16 protein-coding genes are annotated in these 17,695 nt (G+C 72.1%); 8 read left to right on the top strand and 8 right to left on the bottom strand.

The annotated features are described in order from the left end of the window. Nucleotides 1-31: 31 nt before the first annotated feature. Nucleotides 32-439: a winged helix-turn-helix transcriptional regulator gene (locus AB0I91_RS15660; protein WP_498774927.1), complete on the top strand. Its 408-nt coding sequence runs from the start codon at nt 32-34 to the stop codon at nt 437-439. Here the strand turns inward: AB0I91_RS15660 and AB0I91_RS15655 are convergent. Further along, nucleotides 436-1,182, bottom strand: a complete 747-nt coding sequence (locus AB0I91_RS15655) for an acyltransferase (RefSeq protein WP_498774929.1) — start codon at nt 1,180-1,182, stop codon at nt 436-438. The two genes, AB0I91_RS15660 and AB0I91_RS15655, sit on opposite strands and share 4 nt — an antisense overlap. A gap of 79 nt (nt 1,183-1,261) precedes the next feature. On the opposite strand from AB0I91_RS15655, the gene AB0I91_RS15650 reads away from it, so the two are divergent. Together AB0I91_RS15650 and AB0I91_RS15645 are read left to right on the top strand one after the other, a co-directional pair. Beyond that, nucleotides 1,262-2,080: a hypothetical protein gene (locus AB0I91_RS15650; RefSeq protein ID WP_498774931.1), complete on the top strand. Its 819-nt coding sequence runs from the start codon at nt 1,262-1,264 to the stop codon at nt 2,078-2,080. 14 nt (nt 2,081-2,094) lie between these two features. Then, nucleotides 2,095-3,042: a nucleoside hydrolase gene (locus AB0I91_RS15645; protein WP_499637280.1), complete on the top strand. Its 948-nt coding sequence runs from the start codon at nt 2,095-2,097 to the stop codon at nt 3,040-3,042. Here AB0I91_RS15645 and AB0I91_RS15640 read toward each other — a convergent pair. The 4 genes from AB0I91_RS15640 to AB0I91_RS15625 are packed head-to-tail and all read right to left on the bottom strand — an operon-like array spanning nt 3,016 to nt 6,705. After that, on the bottom strand, nt 3,016-4,167 hold the full coding sequence (locus AB0I91_RS15640; RefSeq protein WP_499607088.1) for a THUMP-like domain-containing protein: 1,152 nt from the start codon (nt 4,165-4,167) through the stop codon (nt 3,016-3,018). The genes AB0I91_RS15645 and AB0I91_RS15640 overlap by 27 nt on opposite strands. After that, nucleotides 4,167-5,120: a class I SAM-dependent methyltransferase gene (locus tag AB0I91_RS15635; RefSeq protein WP_498774937.1), complete on the bottom strand. Its 954-nt coding sequence runs from the start codon at nt 5,118-5,120 to the stop codon at nt 4,167-4,169. The genes AB0I91_RS15640 and AB0I91_RS15635 overlap by 1 nt, the downstream gene beginning before the upstream one ends. Further along, nucleotides 5,110-5,889 carry an enoyl-CoA hydratase/isomerase family protein gene (locus AB0I91_RS15630; protein ID WP_499607091.1) on the bottom strand — a complete coding sequence of 260 codons (780 nt, stop codon included), beginning with the start codon at nt 5,887-5,889 and terminating at the stop codon, nt 5,110-5,112. The genes AB0I91_RS15635 and AB0I91_RS15630 overlap by 11 nt, the downstream gene beginning before the upstream one ends. A 39-nt stretch (nt 5,890-5,928) precedes the next feature. After that, nucleotides 5,929-6,705, bottom strand: coding sequence for an ABC transporter ATP-binding protein (locus AB0I91_RS15625; protein ID WP_498775216.1), 777 nt, complete (start codon nt 6,703-6,705; stop codon nt 5,929-5,931). A gap of 176 nt (nt 6,706-6,881) precedes the next feature. On the opposite strand from AB0I91_RS15625, the gene glgX reads away from it, so the two are divergent. The 4 genes from glgX (at nt 6,882) to AB0I91_RS15605 (ending at nt 11,544) form a co-directional block, all read left to right on the top strand. Beyond that, entirely contained in the window at nt 6,882-8,990 is a 2,109-nt protein-coding gene (glgX, locus tag AB0I91_RS15620) for a glycogen debranching protein GlgX (RefSeq protein ID WP_498774941.1), read from the top strand. 260 nt (nt 8,991-9,250) lie between these two features. Beyond that, nucleotides 9,251-9,829, top strand: a complete 579-nt coding sequence (locus AB0I91_RS15615) for a cysteine dioxygenase (RefSeq protein ID WP_498774943.1) — start codon at nt 9,251-9,253, stop codon at nt 9,827-9,829. Beyond that, a complete protein-coding gene (locus tag AB0I91_RS15610; RefSeq protein ID WP_498774945.1) occupies nt 9,826-10,212 on the top strand; it encodes a rhodanese-like domain-containing protein in 387 nt (128 codons plus the stop codon). Before AB0I91_RS15615 ends, AB0I91_RS15610 begins: the two co-directional genes overlap by 4 nt. Before the next feature lie 207 nt (nt 10,213-10,419). After that, nucleotides 10,420-11,544 (top strand): hypothetical protein, encoded by a 1,125-nt coding sequence (locus AB0I91_RS15605; RefSeq protein WP_499637278.1) that lies wholly within the window; start codon nt 10,420-10,422, stop codon nt 11,542-11,544. An 86-nt stretch (nt 11,545-11,630) separates the two neighbouring features. Here the strand turns inward: AB0I91_RS15605 and AB0I91_RS15600 are convergent, their stop codons facing one another. The 3 genes from AB0I91_RS15600 to glgP form a co-directional block, all read right to left on the bottom strand. Continuing rightward, on the bottom strand, nt 11,631-11,945 hold the full coding sequence (locus tag AB0I91_RS15600) for a hypothetical protein (protein WP_498774949.1): 315 nt from the start codon (nt 11,943-11,945) through the stop codon (nt 11,631-11,633). Between the two features lie 13 nt (nt 11,946-11,958). Next, a complete protein-coding gene (locus AB0I91_RS15595) occupies nt 11,959-12,465 on the bottom strand; it encodes a hypothetical protein (RefSeq protein WP_498774951.1) in 507 nt (168 codons plus the stop codon). Nucleotides 12,466-12,599: 134 nt separating this feature from the next. Further along, nucleotides 12,600-15,170, bottom strand: coding sequence for an alpha-glucan family phosphorylase (glgP, locus tag AB0I91_RS15590; RefSeq protein ID WP_499637276.1), 2,571 nt, complete (start codon nt 15,168-15,170; stop codon nt 12,600-12,602). A 488-nt stretch (nt 15,171-15,658) separates the two neighbouring features. Between glgP and AB0I91_RS15585 the strand changes: the two genes are divergently transcribed. After that, on the top strand, nt 15,659-17,638 hold the full coding sequence (locus AB0I91_RS15585) for an alpha-1,4-glucan--maltose-1-phosphate maltosyltransferase (RefSeq protein ID WP_499607099.1): 1,980 nt from the start codon (nt 15,659-15,661) through the stop codon (nt 17,636-17,638). Nucleotides 17,639-17,695 lie beyond the last annotated feature (57 nt).

The raw sequence follows: 17,695 nt of genomic DNA, 5'->3' as shown, positions 1-17,695 counted from the left end.
AGTAGGCACCTGAATGGTAATTAGGTACCTCGTGTATACCACCCCTGACCTGCGCGCTCACGGCGGCGCGGACGCCTACCTCCGCACGTGCGCGTCACGAGCCGTGCTCGACCTGCTCACCAACAAGTGGGTGTGCCTGGTGATCGGAGGCTTGCGCCCCGGCACCCTGCGCTTCGGCGAGCTCCGGCGACGCCTCGACGGCATCACCCAGAAGATGCTCACCCAGACCCTGCGGGACCTGGAACGGGCCGGGCTCGTGCACCGCGCCGTCTACCCGAGCGTGCCGCCGCGCGTCGAGTACAGCCTCACGCCGCTGGGTGACAACGTGGGCGGCCTGATGGACGCGATCAGGGTGTGGTCGGAGACCCACATCGACGACATCCGCGCCGCGCAGGAGGAGTACGACCGCAAGGCGGGCGAGGAGCTCCAGCCCGTCTAGGAGCCGTTGCGGGACTGCTCGAGGGCTTCCTGCGCCTTGCGGGCCATGTCGGCGACGGCGGCGCGGCGCACGGCGTCGGCCTCGTAGTCCGCGCGGCGGTCCTTGACGACCTTCGCCGGGATGCCCACGGCGATCTTGAAGTCCGGCACGTCGCCGCGCACCACGGCGTGCGCGCCGATCACGCAGCCGCGCCCGATCCGCGTGCCGCGGGTGACGGTGACCTTCGTGCCGAGCCAGCAGTCCGGCCCGATGCGCACCGGCGACTTCACGATGCCCTGGTCCTTGATCGGCAGCGTGACGTCCGCCGTGACGTGGTCGAAGTCGCAGACGTAGACCCAGTCGGCGATCAGCGTGGCCGCGCCGATCTCCACGTCGAGGTAGCAGTTCACCGTGTTGTCCTTGCCGAACACGGCCTTGTCGCCGATCCGCAGCGAACCCTCGTGGCAGCGGATGGCGTTGCCGTCGCCGATGTGCACCCAGCGCCCGATCTCCAGCCGGCCGTAGCCGGGGCGGCAGTGCAGGTCGACCTTCTTGCCCAGGAACACCATGCCGCGCAGCACCACGTGCGGGTTCGCGACCCGGAACTTCAGCAACCGCCAGTACCGCACCAGGTACCAGGGCGTGTACGCGCGGTGCCGCAGGACCCAGCGCAACGACGCCAGGGTGAGGAACCTGGCCTGCGCCGGATCGCGGCGCGACCGGCGCCACCTCGTCCACACCGGGGCACCCCACATGCTCGTCACGAATGGCACTCTAACTTCCACCGCCGACCGCTAAAGTGCCAGGTCGCCGTGCCGTCGAACGCACCACTGGGGGAAGCGCGTGCCACCGATCCGGGTTCGCCGGCGTCCCGCCGACCGGTCCAGGCTCAGCCGGGTCGGGGCGGGGCGGGGCCGCCGCGCCGCCGAGCGGTTACCGGGGAGGTCGTGGAGCTGGTTCGAGCTGGCCGCGCTGCTCCTCACCGGCGTCCCGATCGCCATGGTGGTGCTCAAGGCGCTGCTGTTCGCCGACTTCGACCTCCGACTGGTCCGGATCGTCGCGCGGCACATCGACTTCGCCGCGGTCGCGTTCAGCGCCTTCAGCCCCACGTTCATGGTGCTGCCCGCCTTCGCGTTCGTCGCGCTGTACGCCGTGGTGCCCAAGACCAGGAAGGGCCGCGTGGTCCGCGGCGCCCTCTTCGCGGCGGCCGTCCTGTCCTGCGCCCTGCTCCCGCTGCTGTTGGCCGGGATGATGCTGGCCGGGGTGGCGGTCACCTGGCTGGAGATCAGGGGCATGCGGGAGGAGCACGGCTTCAGCCGCCGCTGGGTGACGGCCGTGCTGGCCATCCCGCTGACCGCGTGCACCCTCGCGATCAACTTCCACGGCGTGCAGTTCTGGCTGCCCGTCGAGGCGGTCGAGCGGACCGACGGCACGCGGTCGGTGGGCTACGTGGTCGAGTCCGGCGACCACGACCTGACGTTCATCGCGCACGACACGCGCCGGCCGGAGATCCTGCGGCAGGACTCGGTCCGGGGCCGGACCCTGTGCACGCTCACCGACGTGCGGCCCGGCACGATCGGCGACGTGCTGGTGACCCCGGCCTACAAGCTGGCGATCCACCGCAAGCCCAACCCGCCGCTGCTGCCCCGGTGCCGGCCGTGATCCAGGATGGTGCCGTGACGACACCCCTCATCATCGACACCGACCCCGGCGTGGACGACGCGTTCGCCCTCGCCCTCGCCGCCGCCAGTCCCGAGGTCGACCTGATCGGGGTGACCACCGTCTTCGGCAACGTGTCGCTGGAGAACACCACGCGCAACGCCCTGCGGCTGCTGGCGCTCCTGGGCCGCGACGACGTGCCGGTGGGCGTCGGCGCGTCCCGGCCGCTGGTCCACCCCCACCCGCACCTGTCCAGCGCCCACGGCAAGGACGGACTCTCCGGGTACGCCGACACGCTGCCGGAAGCCACCCGAGACCCCGACGGGCGCGACGCCGTCACGCTGCTGCGCGACCTGCTCGACCAGGCCGACCGACCCGTCACGATCGTCCCCATCGGCCCGCTCACCAACATCGCGCTGCTGCTGGCCGCCCACCCCGGCCTCAAGCCGAAGATCGGCAGGCTCGTCGTCATGGGCGGCGGGGTGAGCGGCGGCAACGTCACCGCCACGGCCGAGTTCAACGTCTGGAGCGACCCCGAGGCCGCCCGCCGCGTGCTGGTCGAGGAGGACGTGCCCACGACGCTGGTGCCGATGGACCTGACCCGCCGCTGCGCGGTCAGCGCCGAGTGGCTGGACGCGCTGGCGAAGACGTCGCGGGTCGCCGCCACGCTGGTCGGCCTCACGCCCTCCTACCTGGAGACCTACCGGCGTTTCCTCGGCTGGGACGGCATGGCGGTGCACGACGCGGTCGCGGTGGCCGAGGCGGTGCGGCCCGGCATCCTGAGCGGCACGCCGTTCCCGGTGGACGTCGACTGCTCCTACGGCCCGAACCGGGGCGCGCTCGTGGTGGACCGGCGACTGGAGGCGGAGGCGCCCAAGACGCTCGACATCACGCTGGACGCCGACCTCGACGGCCTGCGCGCGTTCCTCTTCGAGCGGCTAGGTGCGCTCGGCGTGCGCGAGTAGGTAGACGGGACGGCGGCCGATGCGCGTCAGCGCCACGGTCGCCTCCGCCGACCCGGACAGCTTCAGCCTCGGCCGCAGCGCGTTCGGGTCCACGTCCAGCCCGCGCACCAGGATCTCCAGCCGGCCCACGTCGTGCGCCCGCAGCACGGACCGCAACGCCTTCTCGCTGTAGTGCCCGTGCTCCACCACCCGGAACGCGCGCACGCCCGGCGGCGGCGTGGGTCCGGTCAGGTAGGCGATCCGCTCGTCCAGCTGCGCCAACCCGTGCCGGGCCGCGTAGTGCCGCACCAGCCCGGCCCGCACCACCGCGCCGTCCGGGTCGACCAGCCACTCGTCCGGCTCGCGCACACCGCAGTCGTCGGGGTCGGCGGACGTGACCGTCCACTCCGGACCGTCCGACCGCAGCACGGTCGCCCGCCGCGACACGCCGGGCGTGGCCAGGCCGCGCGTCCACAGGCACGCCTCGCGCACCTGCCCGTCCAACGACACCAGCTCGACCTCGTCCGCCCACGGCGCGACCGCGAAGTCGACGCCCGGCGCGCACTTCACCGCCAGGTCGCGGTCCGCGTAGGCCTCCGCCAGCTCGTCCAGCGGCGGCGCGAAGTCCGAGGGCCGCCACGTGCGCCGCCCGCTCGCGTCCCGCCGCGCCGGGTCGGCGAGCACCGCCGTGCCGCGCGACACCGGTCGCAACGCGTCCGCGCGCACCAACGGCACCGCGTCACCCAGGTTGTGCCGCGCCATGGCCAGCCGCACCGGGTCCAGGTCCGACCCGATGGAACCCTCGGGCAACGCCGCCAGGTCCGCCCCGATCGAGCAGGTCACGTCGTGCGCCCGACCGCGGAAGCGACGTGCCCGGTGCACCGCCACCGGGTGGGCGGTGGCCTGCTGCAACGCGTCGGAGGTGAACAGCCCGTCGGCGAAACCGACCTTCGCGACCGCCTTGCGCCGCAACAGCACCGTCTCCAGCACCGCCGCGAAGCGCGTCGGCGAGACCTGCCTGGCCCGGTTCACGTCCGCCAGCCGCGACGCGGGCGTCAGCGGCAGGTCGGCCAGCGCCGACAACGCGGCGCGCCCGGCGTCCGAACGCAGGTACGCCACGTCGTCGAGGCTGAAGGCGTAGGCCACTAGACCGGCTTGCGACCCGTCACGGAGACGTTGTAGAACAGCTCGCGCGGCAGCACCTTGGCCAGCACGTTCTCGTCCACCCAGGACAGCCGCTGCCAGGTCTTGTAGGCGAACATCGCCCACCCGAAGCCCAGCTTCTCGCGCGGCACGGCGGCCTCGAACGTGCGCACCGGCCAGCCGAACAACGCCGCCGACAGCTCCTCGGTCACCGCGCGCACGCCGACCGCGCCGGCGCCGCGCGCGGTCCGCTCCAGGTCCGACGGGTCGAACGTGTGCAGGTCGACCACGGCCTCCAGCGCCGCGGCCCGCGAGGACTCGTCCAGCTCCTCCTGCGGCCGGCGCCAGTCGTTGAGCGGGGCCAGCTTGGTCACGTTGGTGGTCAGCCACCAGGTCAGCCGGCCGAGGTTGCGGGCGTAGAGGTTGCCCACGTTCGTCGGGTCGCCCGCGAACACGAACTTGCCGCCCGGCTTGAGCACCCGCAGCACCTCGCGCATCGCGGCGGGCACGTCCGGGATGTGGTGCAGCACGGCGTGCCCCACCACCAGGTCGAACGTGTCGTCGTCGTACGGGATGCGCTCGGCGTCGGCCACCCGGCCGTCGACCGGCAGCCCCAGCTGCCCGGCGTTGCGCAGCGCCACCTCGACCATGCCCGGCGACAGGTCGGTCACCGAGCCGCGCTTGATCACGCCGCCCTGCATCAGGTTGAGCAGGAAGAACCCCGTGCCGCAGCCCAGCTCCAACGCGTGCTCGTACGGCCCGGTGTCACCCGCGACCGCGCGGAACCGGTCCGTGGCGTAGGTGATGCAGCGCTCGTCGTAGGAGATCGACCACTTCTCGTCGTACGTGCCCGCTTCCCAGTCGTGGTAGAGCACGTTCGCGAGCTTGGGGTCTTTGTACGCCGCCTCGATCTCCTCGGCGGTGGCGTGCGGGTTGGGCTTGGGATCAACGGCCACTGAACTTCGCCTTCCCCGGGCCGTTCTCGATGAACGACGCCATGCCGGTCTTCTGGTCCTCGGTGGCGAACATCGCCGCGAACAGCTGGCTCTCCAGCTTCAGCCCGCTGCCGAGGTCGGTGTCCAACCCGCCGTCGATCGCGGCCTTCGCGGCGGCGTAGGCGCGCACCGGGCCGTTCACGAACTGGCCGGCCCACCGCTTCGCCGCCCCGTAGACGTCGTCGGGCGCCACGACCTCGTCCACCATGCCGATGCGCAACGCCTCCTCGGCGCCCACGAACCGGCCGGTGTAGATCAGGTCCTTGGCGCGCGACGGCCCGATCAGCCGCGGCAGGCGCTGCGTGCCGCCCATGCCGGGGATGACGCCGAGCAGGATCTCCGGCTGGCCGACCTTGGCGTTGTCGCCCGCGATCCGCCGGTCCGCGCACAGCGCCAGCTCGAACCCGCCGCCCAGGGCGTACCCGGTGATGGCGGCCACGGTCGGCTTGGGGATCTCCTCCACCGCGCGCAGCGCCGAGGTGAACGCGCCCGCGCGGGCCGCCATCTCGGCGTAGGACAGCTCGGCCATCTCCTTGATGTCCGCGCCCGCCGCGAACACCTTCGGCCCGCCGTAGACGATCACCGAGTAGACGTCGGCCCGGTCGGCGGCCTCCAGCGCGGCGGACCGGATCTCCTCCTGGACCTGCCGGTTGAGCGCGTTCATCGGCGGGCGGTCCAGCCGGATGGTGCCGATCCCGTCCTCGACTTCGAGCCTCACGAACTCAGCCACGCGGTCCTCCTCGACCCTGACGTCGGTGCGCCTCGCAGGTTACCCCTCGGTAGTTTTCCGGCGGGCGAAGTACCTGTCACCCGACCGTTGGAGCTCCAGCGGCTGGTCGAACGTCTTCGAGAGGTTCTCCTCGGTCAGCACGTCGGCCAGCAGGCCCTGCGCCACGATGCCGCCGTCACGCAGCAGCAGCGCGTGCGTGAAGCCGGGCGGGATCTCCTCCACGTGGTGCGTGACCAGCACCGTCGCCGGCGCGTCCGGGTCCATCGCCAGCTCGGACAGCCGGGCGACCAGGTCCTCGCGGCCGCCCAGGTCCAGGCCCGCCGCGGGCTCGTCGAGCAGCAGCATCTCCGGATCGGTCATCAACGCCCGCGAGATCAGCGTGCGCTTGCGCTCGCCCTCGGACAGCGTGCCGTAGGTGCGGTCGGCCAGGTGCTCGATGCCCATCGTGGCCAGCAGCTGCCTGGCGCGGCCGGTGTCGAGCCGGTCGTACTCCTCGCGCCAGCGCCCCAGCACCGCGTACCCGGCGCTGACCACCAGGTCGACCACCTTCTCGTCGGCCGGGATGCGCCCGTTCAACGCCGACGAGGACAGCCCGATCCGGGGCCGCAGCTCGGCCATGTCGGTCCGGCCGATCCGCTCGCCGAGCAGGTGCACCTTGCCCTTGGTCGGGTGCAGCTCCGCGCCGGCCAGCCGGAGCAGCGTCGTCTTGCCGGCGCCGTTCGGGCCGAGCACGACCCAGCGCTCGTCGAGCTCCACGCTCCAGTCGACGTCCCCGACCAGCGTGGTCTTGCCACGTCGAACCGAAACACCCTGCATGTGGATGACCAGATCTTCGTTTTCCACGCCTGCCCTCGCCCCGTCGATGCGCCGCCGCCGCCATTGTTCTGCACCCCGTTCCGCCGGTGGTCCGGTGGGGGGAGGTATGGGCGGGGTCGGTGAACCTGAGCGCGCTCATGCCCACACCGAGCGTGTGTGCTGGAAAGATCGGGCGCATGGCTGCCGACTCGATCCTGCTCGCGGGCCGACCGTTCCCCCTCGGGGCGCACCCCGAGGCCGGAGGTGTGCGCTTCGCGGTCTCGGCACCGCCCGCGCACGCCGTGGAAGTGTGCCTGATCAGCGAAGACGGCACCGAGGAGCGGGTCGAGCTGACCGAGCGCACGTTCGGCGTCTGGCACGGGCTGATCTCCGGAGTCACGCCCGGTCAGCGCTACGGCTACCGCGTGCACGGGCCGTACGACCCGTCACGCGGCCTGCGGTGCAACCCGGCGAAGCTGTTGGTCGACCCGTATGCGACGCGGATCACGGGGACGTTGTCCGACCTCGACGCGGCGCTGGGCTACGTGGACGACCCGATGCTCGGCGGACCGTCACCGGTCGACTCGCTCGGCAGCGTGCCGCTGTCCGTGGTCACCTCGCCCGGCGGGCCGGACACCGGCGTGAAGCCCGAGGTGCCGTTCGAGGAGGCGGTGGTCTACGAGCTGCACGTGCGGGGGTTCACCAAGCGGCACCCGGCCGTGCCCGAGCACCAGCGCGGCACGTACCTGGGGCTGGCGCACCCGGCCGTGCTGGAGCACCTGACCCGGCTCGGCGTGACGTCGGTCGAGCTGCTGCCGGTGCACGCGTTCGTCGACGAGCCGTCGTTGATCCGCGACGGCAGGCACAACTACTGGGGCTACTCGCCGCTGAGCTACTTCGCGCCGCACCCCGCCTACGCCAGCGAGCCGGGCCGCGAGGTGGAGGAGTTCCGCACGATGGTCGCCGCGCTGCACAACGCGGAGATCGAAGTGATCATCGACGTGGTGTTCAACCACACGTGCGAGGGCGGTCCGGAGGGTCCGACGCTGTCCTACCGGGGATTCGACGCGCCCGGCTACTACCTGCACATCGACGGCGGCGGCACGCTCGACATCACCGGCTGCGGCAACACCACCGAGGCCGGGTCGCCGCAGTTCGTGCGGCTGGTGACGGACTCGCTGCGGTACTGGGCCACCGAGCTGGGCGTGGACGGGTTCCGGTTCGACCTCGCGTCCACGCTGGGCAGGCCCGGCGGCGGCCGGTTCGACCGGGCGTCGGCGATGCTCACCGCGATCACGCAGGACCCCGTGCTGTCGCGGTGCAAGCTGATCGCCGAGCCGTGGGACGCCACCGGCGACGGCTACCGGGTCGGCGACTTCGGCGTGCAGTGGGCCGAGTGGAACGGCCGGTACCGCGACACGGTGCGCGACTTCTGGCGCGGCATGACCAGCGTGCGCGACCTGGCGTACCGGCTGTCGGGCTCGTCCGACCTGTACGCCGACGACCTGCGGCGGCCGTGGCAGTCGGTCAACTTCATCACCGCGCACGACGGGTTCACGCTGCGCGACCTCGTGTCCTACAACGAGAAGCACAACCTGGCCAACGGCGAGGACAACCGCGACGGCACCAACGACAACCGGTCGTGGAACTGCGGCGTCGAGGGCGAGACGGACGACGCGGAGGTGCTGGCGCTGCGGGCCCGGCAGGCGCGCAACCTGCTCGCCACGCTGATGCTGTCCACCGGCACGCCGATGCTGACCGCCGGTGACGAGCAGTGGCGCACGCAGGGCGGCAACAACAACGCGTACTGCCTGGACGACGAGACGTCGTGGGTGGACTGGAAGCTCGGCGGCGAGGGCGAGGCGATGCTGGCGTTCGCCCGGCGCGTGATCGCGGTGCGGCGCGCGTCGCCCGCGTTGCGGCAGCCGCAGTTCTTCGACGGCCGGACCACGTCGTCCGGCGCGCCCGACCTGGTGTGGTTCCGGCCGGACGGCGAGGAGATGGCCGAGACCGACTGGTTCGACGAGGGCCGCCGGTTCCTCGGCATGTGGATCGACGGGTCGAACAGCCTGTCCCGCTCGCGTGACGGCGAACTGGTGTCGGACGACTCGTGGCTGCTGCTCCTGCACGCGGGCGCGGACCCGGTCGAGGTCACGCTGCCGGGACCCGAGTACGGCGGGCGCTACGAGCCGACGATCGACTCCACCACCCCCGACGGCTCGCCCGCGGCCGGGGAGAGCCTGGCGGCCGGCGCGACCGTCGTGCTGGAGGGCCGCTCGCTGTTGCTGCTGAGGGTGCCGAACTGAGTTGTGTCGGTGACCGACTGCCTCCGCCACCGACACGATCCTGCCTGGTGAGAGCCGTGCGCGCGGTGCGCCGATCCGTGGCACGATGCCGGCGTGGCCCGCCCGTTGCTGACCTGGTGCGACCGCACGATCGACCTCCTGCTGGTGGCGTCGTGCGGGTGTAGCCGGACGCGACGCGGCCGGTCCGGCCTACCTGGTTGACGCCGCGTCGCGTCTTGATCGCTACCCCGCCCGACCCGTAGCCATCAGGAGCGACCCACGTGACCGCGACGATCGCGCGCGCCGACCTGCACCCGAAGCTGGACGTGCGGTTCCTGCGCGACATCATCCACCCCGAACGCGACCTGTGGACGCCGCGCGAGCTGCGCGAGCTGACGTCCACCGTCGCCGCCGAACTGACCACCCCGCTGCTGGACGTCCTCCGGTACGACCCCGATCGGCGCTGGTGGGCGCGGCTCGGGCTGACCGGGGGCGTCGAGCTGTGGCTGCTGAGCTGGCTCCCCGGTCAGGGCACCGAAGCGCACGACCACGGCGGCGCGGCGGGCTCGTTCACCGTGCTCACCGGTGAGCTGGCGGAGGACTACCGCTACCCCGGTGGGCCGATCCGCAGCGCGCGGCGGCCCGTGGGCAGCGCGTTGGGGTTCGGCGCCGGGCGTGCGCACCGGGTGCTGAACCAGGGCAGTATCGGTGCGGCGAGCGTGCACGCCTACTCGCCGCCGCTGGTGCCGACCCGGGAGTACGCGAGCCTCGCCGACATACCGCGGGAGATCCCGCCGCTGCCCGCCCTGCGGCTGCCGTTGGAGCAGCTGCGCGTTCTGGCCGACCAGGAGGGTCCGTGAGTGCCGAGGAGTTGCTGGAACAAGCGCGGCGGTCGTTGAGCCGCGTGTCGCCGGAGGAGCTGGCCGGGCTGTCGGACGTGCTGGTGGTCGACATCAGACCGCACCACGACCGGGCGGCGGAGGGTGAGATCCCCGGCTCGATCCCGGTGGAGCGCATCGTGCTGGAGTGGCGGCTGGACCCGAACGGCGAGCACCGGATCCCCGGCTTCACCGCCGACACCACCGTGGTCGTGCTGTGCAACGAGGGCTACGCCTCCAGCCTGGCCGCCCGCGACCTGCAACGCGTGGGCCTGCCGCGTGCGACGGACCTGGTCGGCGGCTTCCGCGGCTACGCCGCCGCCGGCCTGCCCGTGCGCCCGGGCGCCACCCAAGCCGTCACCTGACCGCCCCGAACGCGGAACTCGGCGTACCCGAGCGTCCGACCCGCGCGACCGGAGCGTCCGACACACGCGACCCGAGCGTTCGACACACGCGCGTGTCGAACCTCCAGGACCCGCGGGTCGATCCTTCAGGTCGCGCGGGTCCTGCCTTCAGCACACCCGAGTTCCGCGTTCGGGAACCAGGAGGCCGGCGGCAGCGTCTCCAGGTTCGTGTGGAAAGCGCTGACCGGGTTGGCCCTGGTCGTCCTCGTGGTCTGGCGGCCGGGTGTCGCGACGTTCGGCGGGGCCGCGGTGGGGACGTGGGCGGTCAACGTGGCGCTCCAACTCGGCCTGCTGGCCGGCGCACGGCTGTTCCACGTGCGGGTGCCGTTGGTCGAGATCGGCGTCGGCGGCGAGATCCGCACGTGGACGAAGCCCCACCTTCGGGTGGTGTGGCGGACGATCCCGCTGCTGATGTCGGTCGGCCTCACGTCGATCAAGGCGCCGGTCCGCCGCCGGCTGTGGCTGACCGGGCTCACGTCGGCCGTCGTGGCCGCGGTGGTCGTGGCGGTGGCCTGGCTCGGCGCGCTCGGCTGGTCGGGCGCGGACCAGCCGTTCCTGCGCGGTTTCGCGGTCGCGGGCACGGCCGTGCTGCTCAACGGCCTGTGGCCACGACGCGGCGCGGGCACCACCTCACCCGGCTGGTTCCTGTTCGCCCTGCCCCGCGTGTCCGGCCGCACGGCGGCCGAGTACGAGGCGACCCCCCTGGTCAACGAGGTCACCGACGCGCTCGAAGTCGGCGACCTCGACCGGGCCGAGGCGCTGGCCGACGAACTGGTCGAGCGCCACCCCACGCTGCTGGTCGCGATCGGCGCGCGGTCCTCCGTGCTGACGCTGCGCGCCCGCTACGGCGAGGCGTTGCACCTGGTCAGCGGCCTGGTCGGGCGCACCGACCTGGAGCCGCGCGACATGGCGTTCGTGCTCGCCGCGATGGCCGGCTCCACGGCGAACGCGGTCGAGGGCGGCCAACTGCCCGCGGACGTCGGCGTGCCCGCGGCGAAACGCGCGGCGGACGGCGCGATGAAGTTCGGCTACCCCCGCCACCGCTTCACGGCCACGCTCGCCCAACTCGCCCTGATCGAGCACGACCACGCCACCGCGCTGGCCCTCGCCACCCAGGCCAAGGCCACCAGCGAGACCGGTCTCGCCCGCGCCGACGCCCTGGCCACGATCGCCCGCGCCCACATGGCCGCCGGTGACAACGCGGCCGCCCGCGCGAGCCTGGTCGAGGCCGAACAACTCGCCGGCTGGATGCCCCGGGTCGCCGAAACCACGGCCCGGCTCAACATCACCTGACCGGAGCCGGGGCTGCGTCCGGCGGCATCGGTCGGGTCACGGGTGCGAGCGGGGAAGTCCGGCTCCAGGTCGGACTTCGCGCAGCACTACCTCACGTGCGCGGCCCACTCGAACCGCACTTCCGCTCGCTCCTGCTCGGCGATGGCGTTACCGACCTCGACGATGACCGCACCGAGGCGATCAGCCTGCCCGTCATCCCTGAACCGACCGGCAGCCGCCAACATCTCACCGAGCTTGGTCAGCTCCACCTTCCACGGCTCGGGAAGCGGCCCCGCGGTGTCCTCGCCCAGACCGATCTGCGTGAAGTCGATCGGCGGCCACGGATGCCGCCACCAGAGCGGATCCAGCACCAGGCAAGGGATCTCGACCCTTCGATCGCCGAGGTAGATGACGCCGCACATCGCCGACTCCGATCTATGCGGGTTGATCCGGCATGGTCGGCATGCCGCCCTCCGGCACGGGCAGGCCGCAGGTCTTCAGGGCCTCGTTCACCAGCTTCAACCACGTCTGCACTTCGGCGCGCAGCTTCCCCGGATCCGGCGCCACGGCGCCGGGCACGATCTTGCTCAACACGCTGAACGCGCCGGCGAACATGGCCAGGTCCTGCGACAGGCACAGCTCCGGCCCGTGCAACCGGCTCTCGGCGGGCGCGGTCGTCGGTGGTGTCGGCAGGCACTTCGCGGCCGTCATCGCCACCAGCACGCGGAGCGCCTCGCCCAGCGGCACGGCGGCCTTGTCCGGCGCCGGCGGGTTCGCGGCCAGCGGTGCGACCACCGTCTTGAGCGTGTCCGCGAGCTGCGTCACCAGTCCCGCGCACGCGGCGGGCGGTTCCGCCGACCGCCGCTGCGCCGACGCGGCCGGGATGACGGCCACGGCGAGCACGACGGCGAGCACCGTGCCGATCGTTGCGAATTTCCTCACGGCGGAAGCGTAAGCGCGGACGCGCGGCCACCTGCCGGTGAAAACCGCGAGTTCACCCGACCGAAGAAACCTCGGCACACCAGCGTGAATCAGATGACCGCCGGTCACGCCGACGGTCATCTGATCGAGCGACCTCAGCCAGCCAGCACGACCCGACCGAGTTCCGCCGGTGACGCGAGCAGGTCGTGCCGCGGCAGCACGCGCACCGTGTAGCCGACGGCGCCGGCGTGCGGCAGCGGCACCTCGATCTCGTAGTTGCCGTTGCCCGCGTAGTCCATCCCGTGCGTGACCACGTCGTACAGCTCGTCGGAGTCGCCGACCCGGCCCAACGCCACCTGGACGTCCACTTCGGACGGTTCGAGGCCGGCCAGCTCGATCCGCGCCCGCACGCCGACCGGCGAGCCGAGGTTCGGCGTCACCGACCCGTTCAGCGACATCTCCGACTCCAGCACCCGCACCCGCGTCCACGACGCCCGCAGCCGCTGCCGGTACGCGGCCAGCTCCTTCGCGCCCCGGAAACCCTCGCCGACGACCGAGGCGGCCGACGACGCGGCGGGCGCGTACAGGTTCTCCACGTACTCGCGCACCATCCGCGACGCCTGCACCGCCGGGCCGAGCGAGGCCAGCGTGTGCCGCACCATCGCCAGCCACCGCGTCGGCACCCCGTCCTCGCCGCGGTCGTAGAACAGCGGCGCGACCTGGTTGCCGAGCAGGTCGTACAGCGCGGCGGCCTCCAGGTCGTCACGCCGGGTCGGGTCGGTGATGCCGTCGGCGGTCGGGATGGCCCAGCCGTTGCTGCCGTCGTACAGCTCGTCCCACCAGCCGTCGCGGATCGACAGGTTCAGCCCGCCGTTGAGCGCCGACTTCATGCCGGACGTGCCGCACGCCTCCAGCGGGCGCATCGGGTTGTTCAGCCACACGTCGCAACCCCAGTACAGGTACCGGGCCATGGACATGTCGTAGTCGGGCAGGAACACGATCCGGTGCCGCACGCCCGCGTCGTCGGCGAACCGCACGATCTGCTGGATCAACGCCTTGCCGCCGTCGTCGGCGGGGTGCGACTTGCCCGCGACGACCAGCTGCACCGGCCGTTCGGGGTGCAGCAGGAGCGCGCGCAGCCGTTCGGCGTCGCGCAGCATCAGCGTCAGCCGCTTGTAGGTCGGCACGCGGCGGGCGAAGCCGACGGTCAGCACGTCCGGGTCGAACACCGAGTCGGTCCAGCCCAGCTCCAACGCCGAAGCGCCGCGCTGCAACCACGACGCGCGCGTGCGGCGGCGGACCTCGTCGACGAGCTTGCCGCGCAGGTCGTTGCGCAGCTCCCACAGCCGCTGGTCGGTGACGGGTTCGAACCCGTGCAGGCCGACGCCGGCCTCCTCCGTGTCGCCGACGAGCCTGCTCATCTCGGTCGCCGCCCACGTCGGGCCGTGCACGCCGTTGGTGACCGAGCCGATCGGCACCTCGGCGGCGTCGAAGCCCGGCCACAGGCCGCGGAACATGTCGCGGCTGACGGTGCCGTGCAGCCGGGAGACGCCGTTGGCGCGCTGCGCGAGCCGCAGGCCCATGTGCGCCATGTTGAACAGGCCGGGGTTGTCCTCCGCGCCGAGGGCGAGCAGGCGCTGGGTGTTCACGCCCGGCAGCAGGGCCTCGGAGCCGAAGTAGTGCTGCACCAGGTCGACGGGGAACCGGTCGATGCCGGCCGGCACCGGCGTGTGCGTGGTGAACACCGTGCCCGCGCGGACCGCCGCCAACGCCTGGTCGAAGTCCAGGCCCTCGGTCGTGACCAGCTCGCGGATGCGCTCCAGGCCGAGGAAGCCCGCGTGGCCCTCGTTGGTGTGGAAGACCTCGGGCGACGGGTGCCCGGTCAGGTCGCAGTACGTGCGCACGGCGCGGACGCCGCCCACGCCGGCCAGGATCTCCTGCCGGATGCGGTGGTCCTGGTCGCCGCCGTAGAGGCGGTCGGTGACGCCGCGCAGGTCGTCGTCGTTCTCCTCGACGTCGGAGTCGAGCAGGAGCAGCGGGATGCGGCCGACCTGCGCCTTCCACACCTTGGCGCGCAGCACCCGGTCGCCCGGCATGGCGACGTGCACGAGGATCGGCGCGCCGGACGGCTCGGTGAGCAGCTCCAGCGGCAGGCCGCGCGGGTCGAGCACCGGGTAGTGCTCGATCTGCCAGCCGTCCAGGGACAGCGCCTGGCGGAAGTAGCCCGACCGGTAGAGCAGGCCGACCGCGATCAGCGGCACGCCCAGGTCCGAGGCCGCCTTGAGGTGGTCGCCCGCCAGCACGCCGAGGCCGCCGGAGTAGTTCGGCAGGGCCTCGGTGACGCCGAACTCCATCGAGAAGTAGGCGATCGCGGTCGGCAGGGGGTGCAGGTCGTGGTTGCCGTGCTCGCGGCGCTGGGCGATCTCGTCCTGGCGGCGCTGGAACCAGCGCGGTCCGGTGGTGTAGCGGTGCAGGTCGTCGGCCAGGGCGCGGGCGTGCGCGAGGAACTGCTCGTCACGGGCGAGGGCTTCGAGGCGGTCGGGCGCGACCACGGACAGCAGCCGCAACGGGTCGCCGCTCTCGGCCCACAGCTCTGGGTCGACCGAAGCGAACAGGTCCTGGGTGGGCTGGTGCCACGTCCAGCGCAGGTTCGTGGCGAGGGTGCCCAGGGCGGTCAACGGCTCGGGCAGGCTGGCTCGGACGGTGAACCGGCGAAGTGCTCGCATGGCGTCGGACCTTATCCCCCATCCAGCGGTGCGGGACAACGGTCACCCGAACCGATGCCGTGACCGATACAGCTTCACCAGGGCAAACGGCGCTCTGCAAGTTATTTCGCCCACAGTGCGCAAACGTTGACGCGGAACCCTGGACACGTTCGGCGGCGCGGCGTGCGCTCGGCGCGGTCGGAGGCCGCCGGGGGCACCCCGGCGTGCGGCTGATCGCCAGGGCGAGGTGGCGCGGCAGGGTGGTCCGGCCGGCGCTACTCCGATCGTGTGAGCCCTAGTCGCTCGATCGAGATCGGCGTGGCTCCCGGTCGAAGCGGATCACCGCCTGCGAATCTGCTCGGATCGCGAGACGGGCGCCACCGCCAAGTGTGCAATCCGATCAGAACGGGTAGGAACAGCGGGTACAGGTGTCCCGGTGGTGGGCCGTCCCACCGCTGCGGGCAGACTTGACCGTGCAAGCGTCACACCAGGTGAGAGGGGCGCTGCCGATGAGCGGACGACTCGGTATCGACGATGTCTCCCCGACCGTGAGCGGCGGTCGCTACCCGGCGAAGGCCGTGGTCGGCGAACACGTCCCGGTCGAGGCCACGGTGTGGCGCGAGGGCCACGACGCCGTGGCCGCCACGGTGGTGTGGCGGGGACCGAACGACCGGGTCGCCAGACAGACACGGATGGTCCCGCACGGCGTCGGCCTGGACCGCTGGGCCGCCACGATCGTGCCGGACGCGACGGGCTCGTGGACGTTCCGCGTGGACGCCTGGAGCGACCCCTGGGCCACCTGGCAGCACGCCGTCGAGGTCAAGATCGCCGCCGGTCAGGGCGCCGACGACCTGGCGAACGACCTGGAGAGCGGCGCGCTGCTGCTCGACCGCGTCAGCCGCCGCCCCGACCGGCGCAAGGACAAGCCGCTGCTGGTCAACGCGGCCACCGCGCTGCGCGACGAGCACCGCCCCCTGGCCGAGCGGGTCGCACCCGCCCTGGCGGGCGACGTCCGCCGGATCATGCACGACCACCCCGTCCGCGAGCTGATCACCAAGGGCAAGCCGCAGAAGGTGTGGGTCGACCGGGAGCGGGCGGCGTTCGGCTCGTGGTACGAGTTCTTCCCCCGCAGCACGGGCGGCGTGGACGAGTCGGGCGTCCCGGTGCACGGCACGTTCGTCACCGCCGCCAAGGAGCTGGACCGCATCGCGGCCATGGGCTTCGACGTCGCCTACCTGCCCCCGATCCACCCGATCGGGCGGGTGAACCGCAAGGGCCCGAACAACACGCTCACCGCCACCGAGGACGACCCCGGCTCGACCTGGGCGATCGGCGCGGACGAGGGCGGGCACGACGCGATCCACCCGGAGCTCGGCACGATCGAGGACTTCGACGCGTTCGTCGCTCGCGCCCGCGAGCTGAACCTCGAGGTGGCGCTGGACCTGGCGCTGCAATGCGCCCCCGACCACCCGTGGGTGCTGAAGAACCCCGAGTGGTTCACCACCCGGCCGGACGGCTCGATCGCCTACGCGGAGAACCCGCCGAAGAAGTACCAGGACATCTACCCGGTCAACTTCGACAACGACCCGCAGGGCCTCTACAACGAGGTGCTGCGCGTGGTGCTGCACTGGGTCGACCACGGGGTGAGCATCTTCCGGGTCGACAACCCGCACACCAAGCCGCCGGACTTCTGGGCGTGGCTGATCTGGGCGGTCAAGGACCGGCACCCCGACGTGCTGTTCCTGTCCGAGGCGTTCACCCGCCCGGCCCGCCTGTACGGCCTGGCCAAGCTCGGCTTCACGCAGAGCTACACCTACTTCACCTGGCGCACGACCAAGGAGGAGCTGACCGAGTTCGGCAACGAACTGGTCGAGCACTGGGACGAAGCGCGGCCCAACCTGTTCGTCAACACCCCCGACATCCTGCACGAGTCGCTGCAGCACGGCGGCCCGGGCATGTTCGCGCTGCGCGCGGCGCTGGCGGCGACGATGGCGCCGACCTGGGGTGTGTACTCGGGCTACGAGCTGTTCGAGCACGAGGCCGTCCGGCCGGGCAGCGAGGAGTACCTGAACTCGGAGAAGTACCAGCTCCGCCCCCGCGACTACGCGGCGGCGGTGGCCGAGGGACGGTCGCTGGAACCGTGGTTGCGCAAGCTGAACGCGATCCGCCGGGCGCACCCGGCGCTGCGGCAGATGCGAACACTCCGGTTCCACCACGTCGACAACCCGGCGTTGATCGCCTACTCCAAGCAGGATCCCGGCACCGGCGACACGGTCGTCGTCGTGGTCAACCTGGATCCGCACAACGCGCAGGACGGCACCGTCTGGCTGGACCTGCCCGCGCTCGGCGTCGACTGGCCCGAGCGGCTGATCGCGCACGACGAGGTGTCCGGGGAGACCTGGGACTGGGGTCAGGCCAACTACGTCCGCCTCGAACCCTGGCGCGCCCCGGCGCACATCGTCGGCGTGCAACGCAGGTTCAGCAGCTAGAAGAACCAGCCCGGTCCCCTTTACCCAGTCCCCGTGCCCGCCGAAGAGCACGAGGGA

Source organism: Actinosynnema sp. NPDC049800 (genome assembly GCF_040656635.1).
GTDB lineage: Bacteria > Actinomycetota > Actinomycetes > Mycobacteriales > Pseudonocardiaceae > Actinosynnema.
This window is presented reverse-complemented; position numbering and strand designations above follow the sequence as displayed.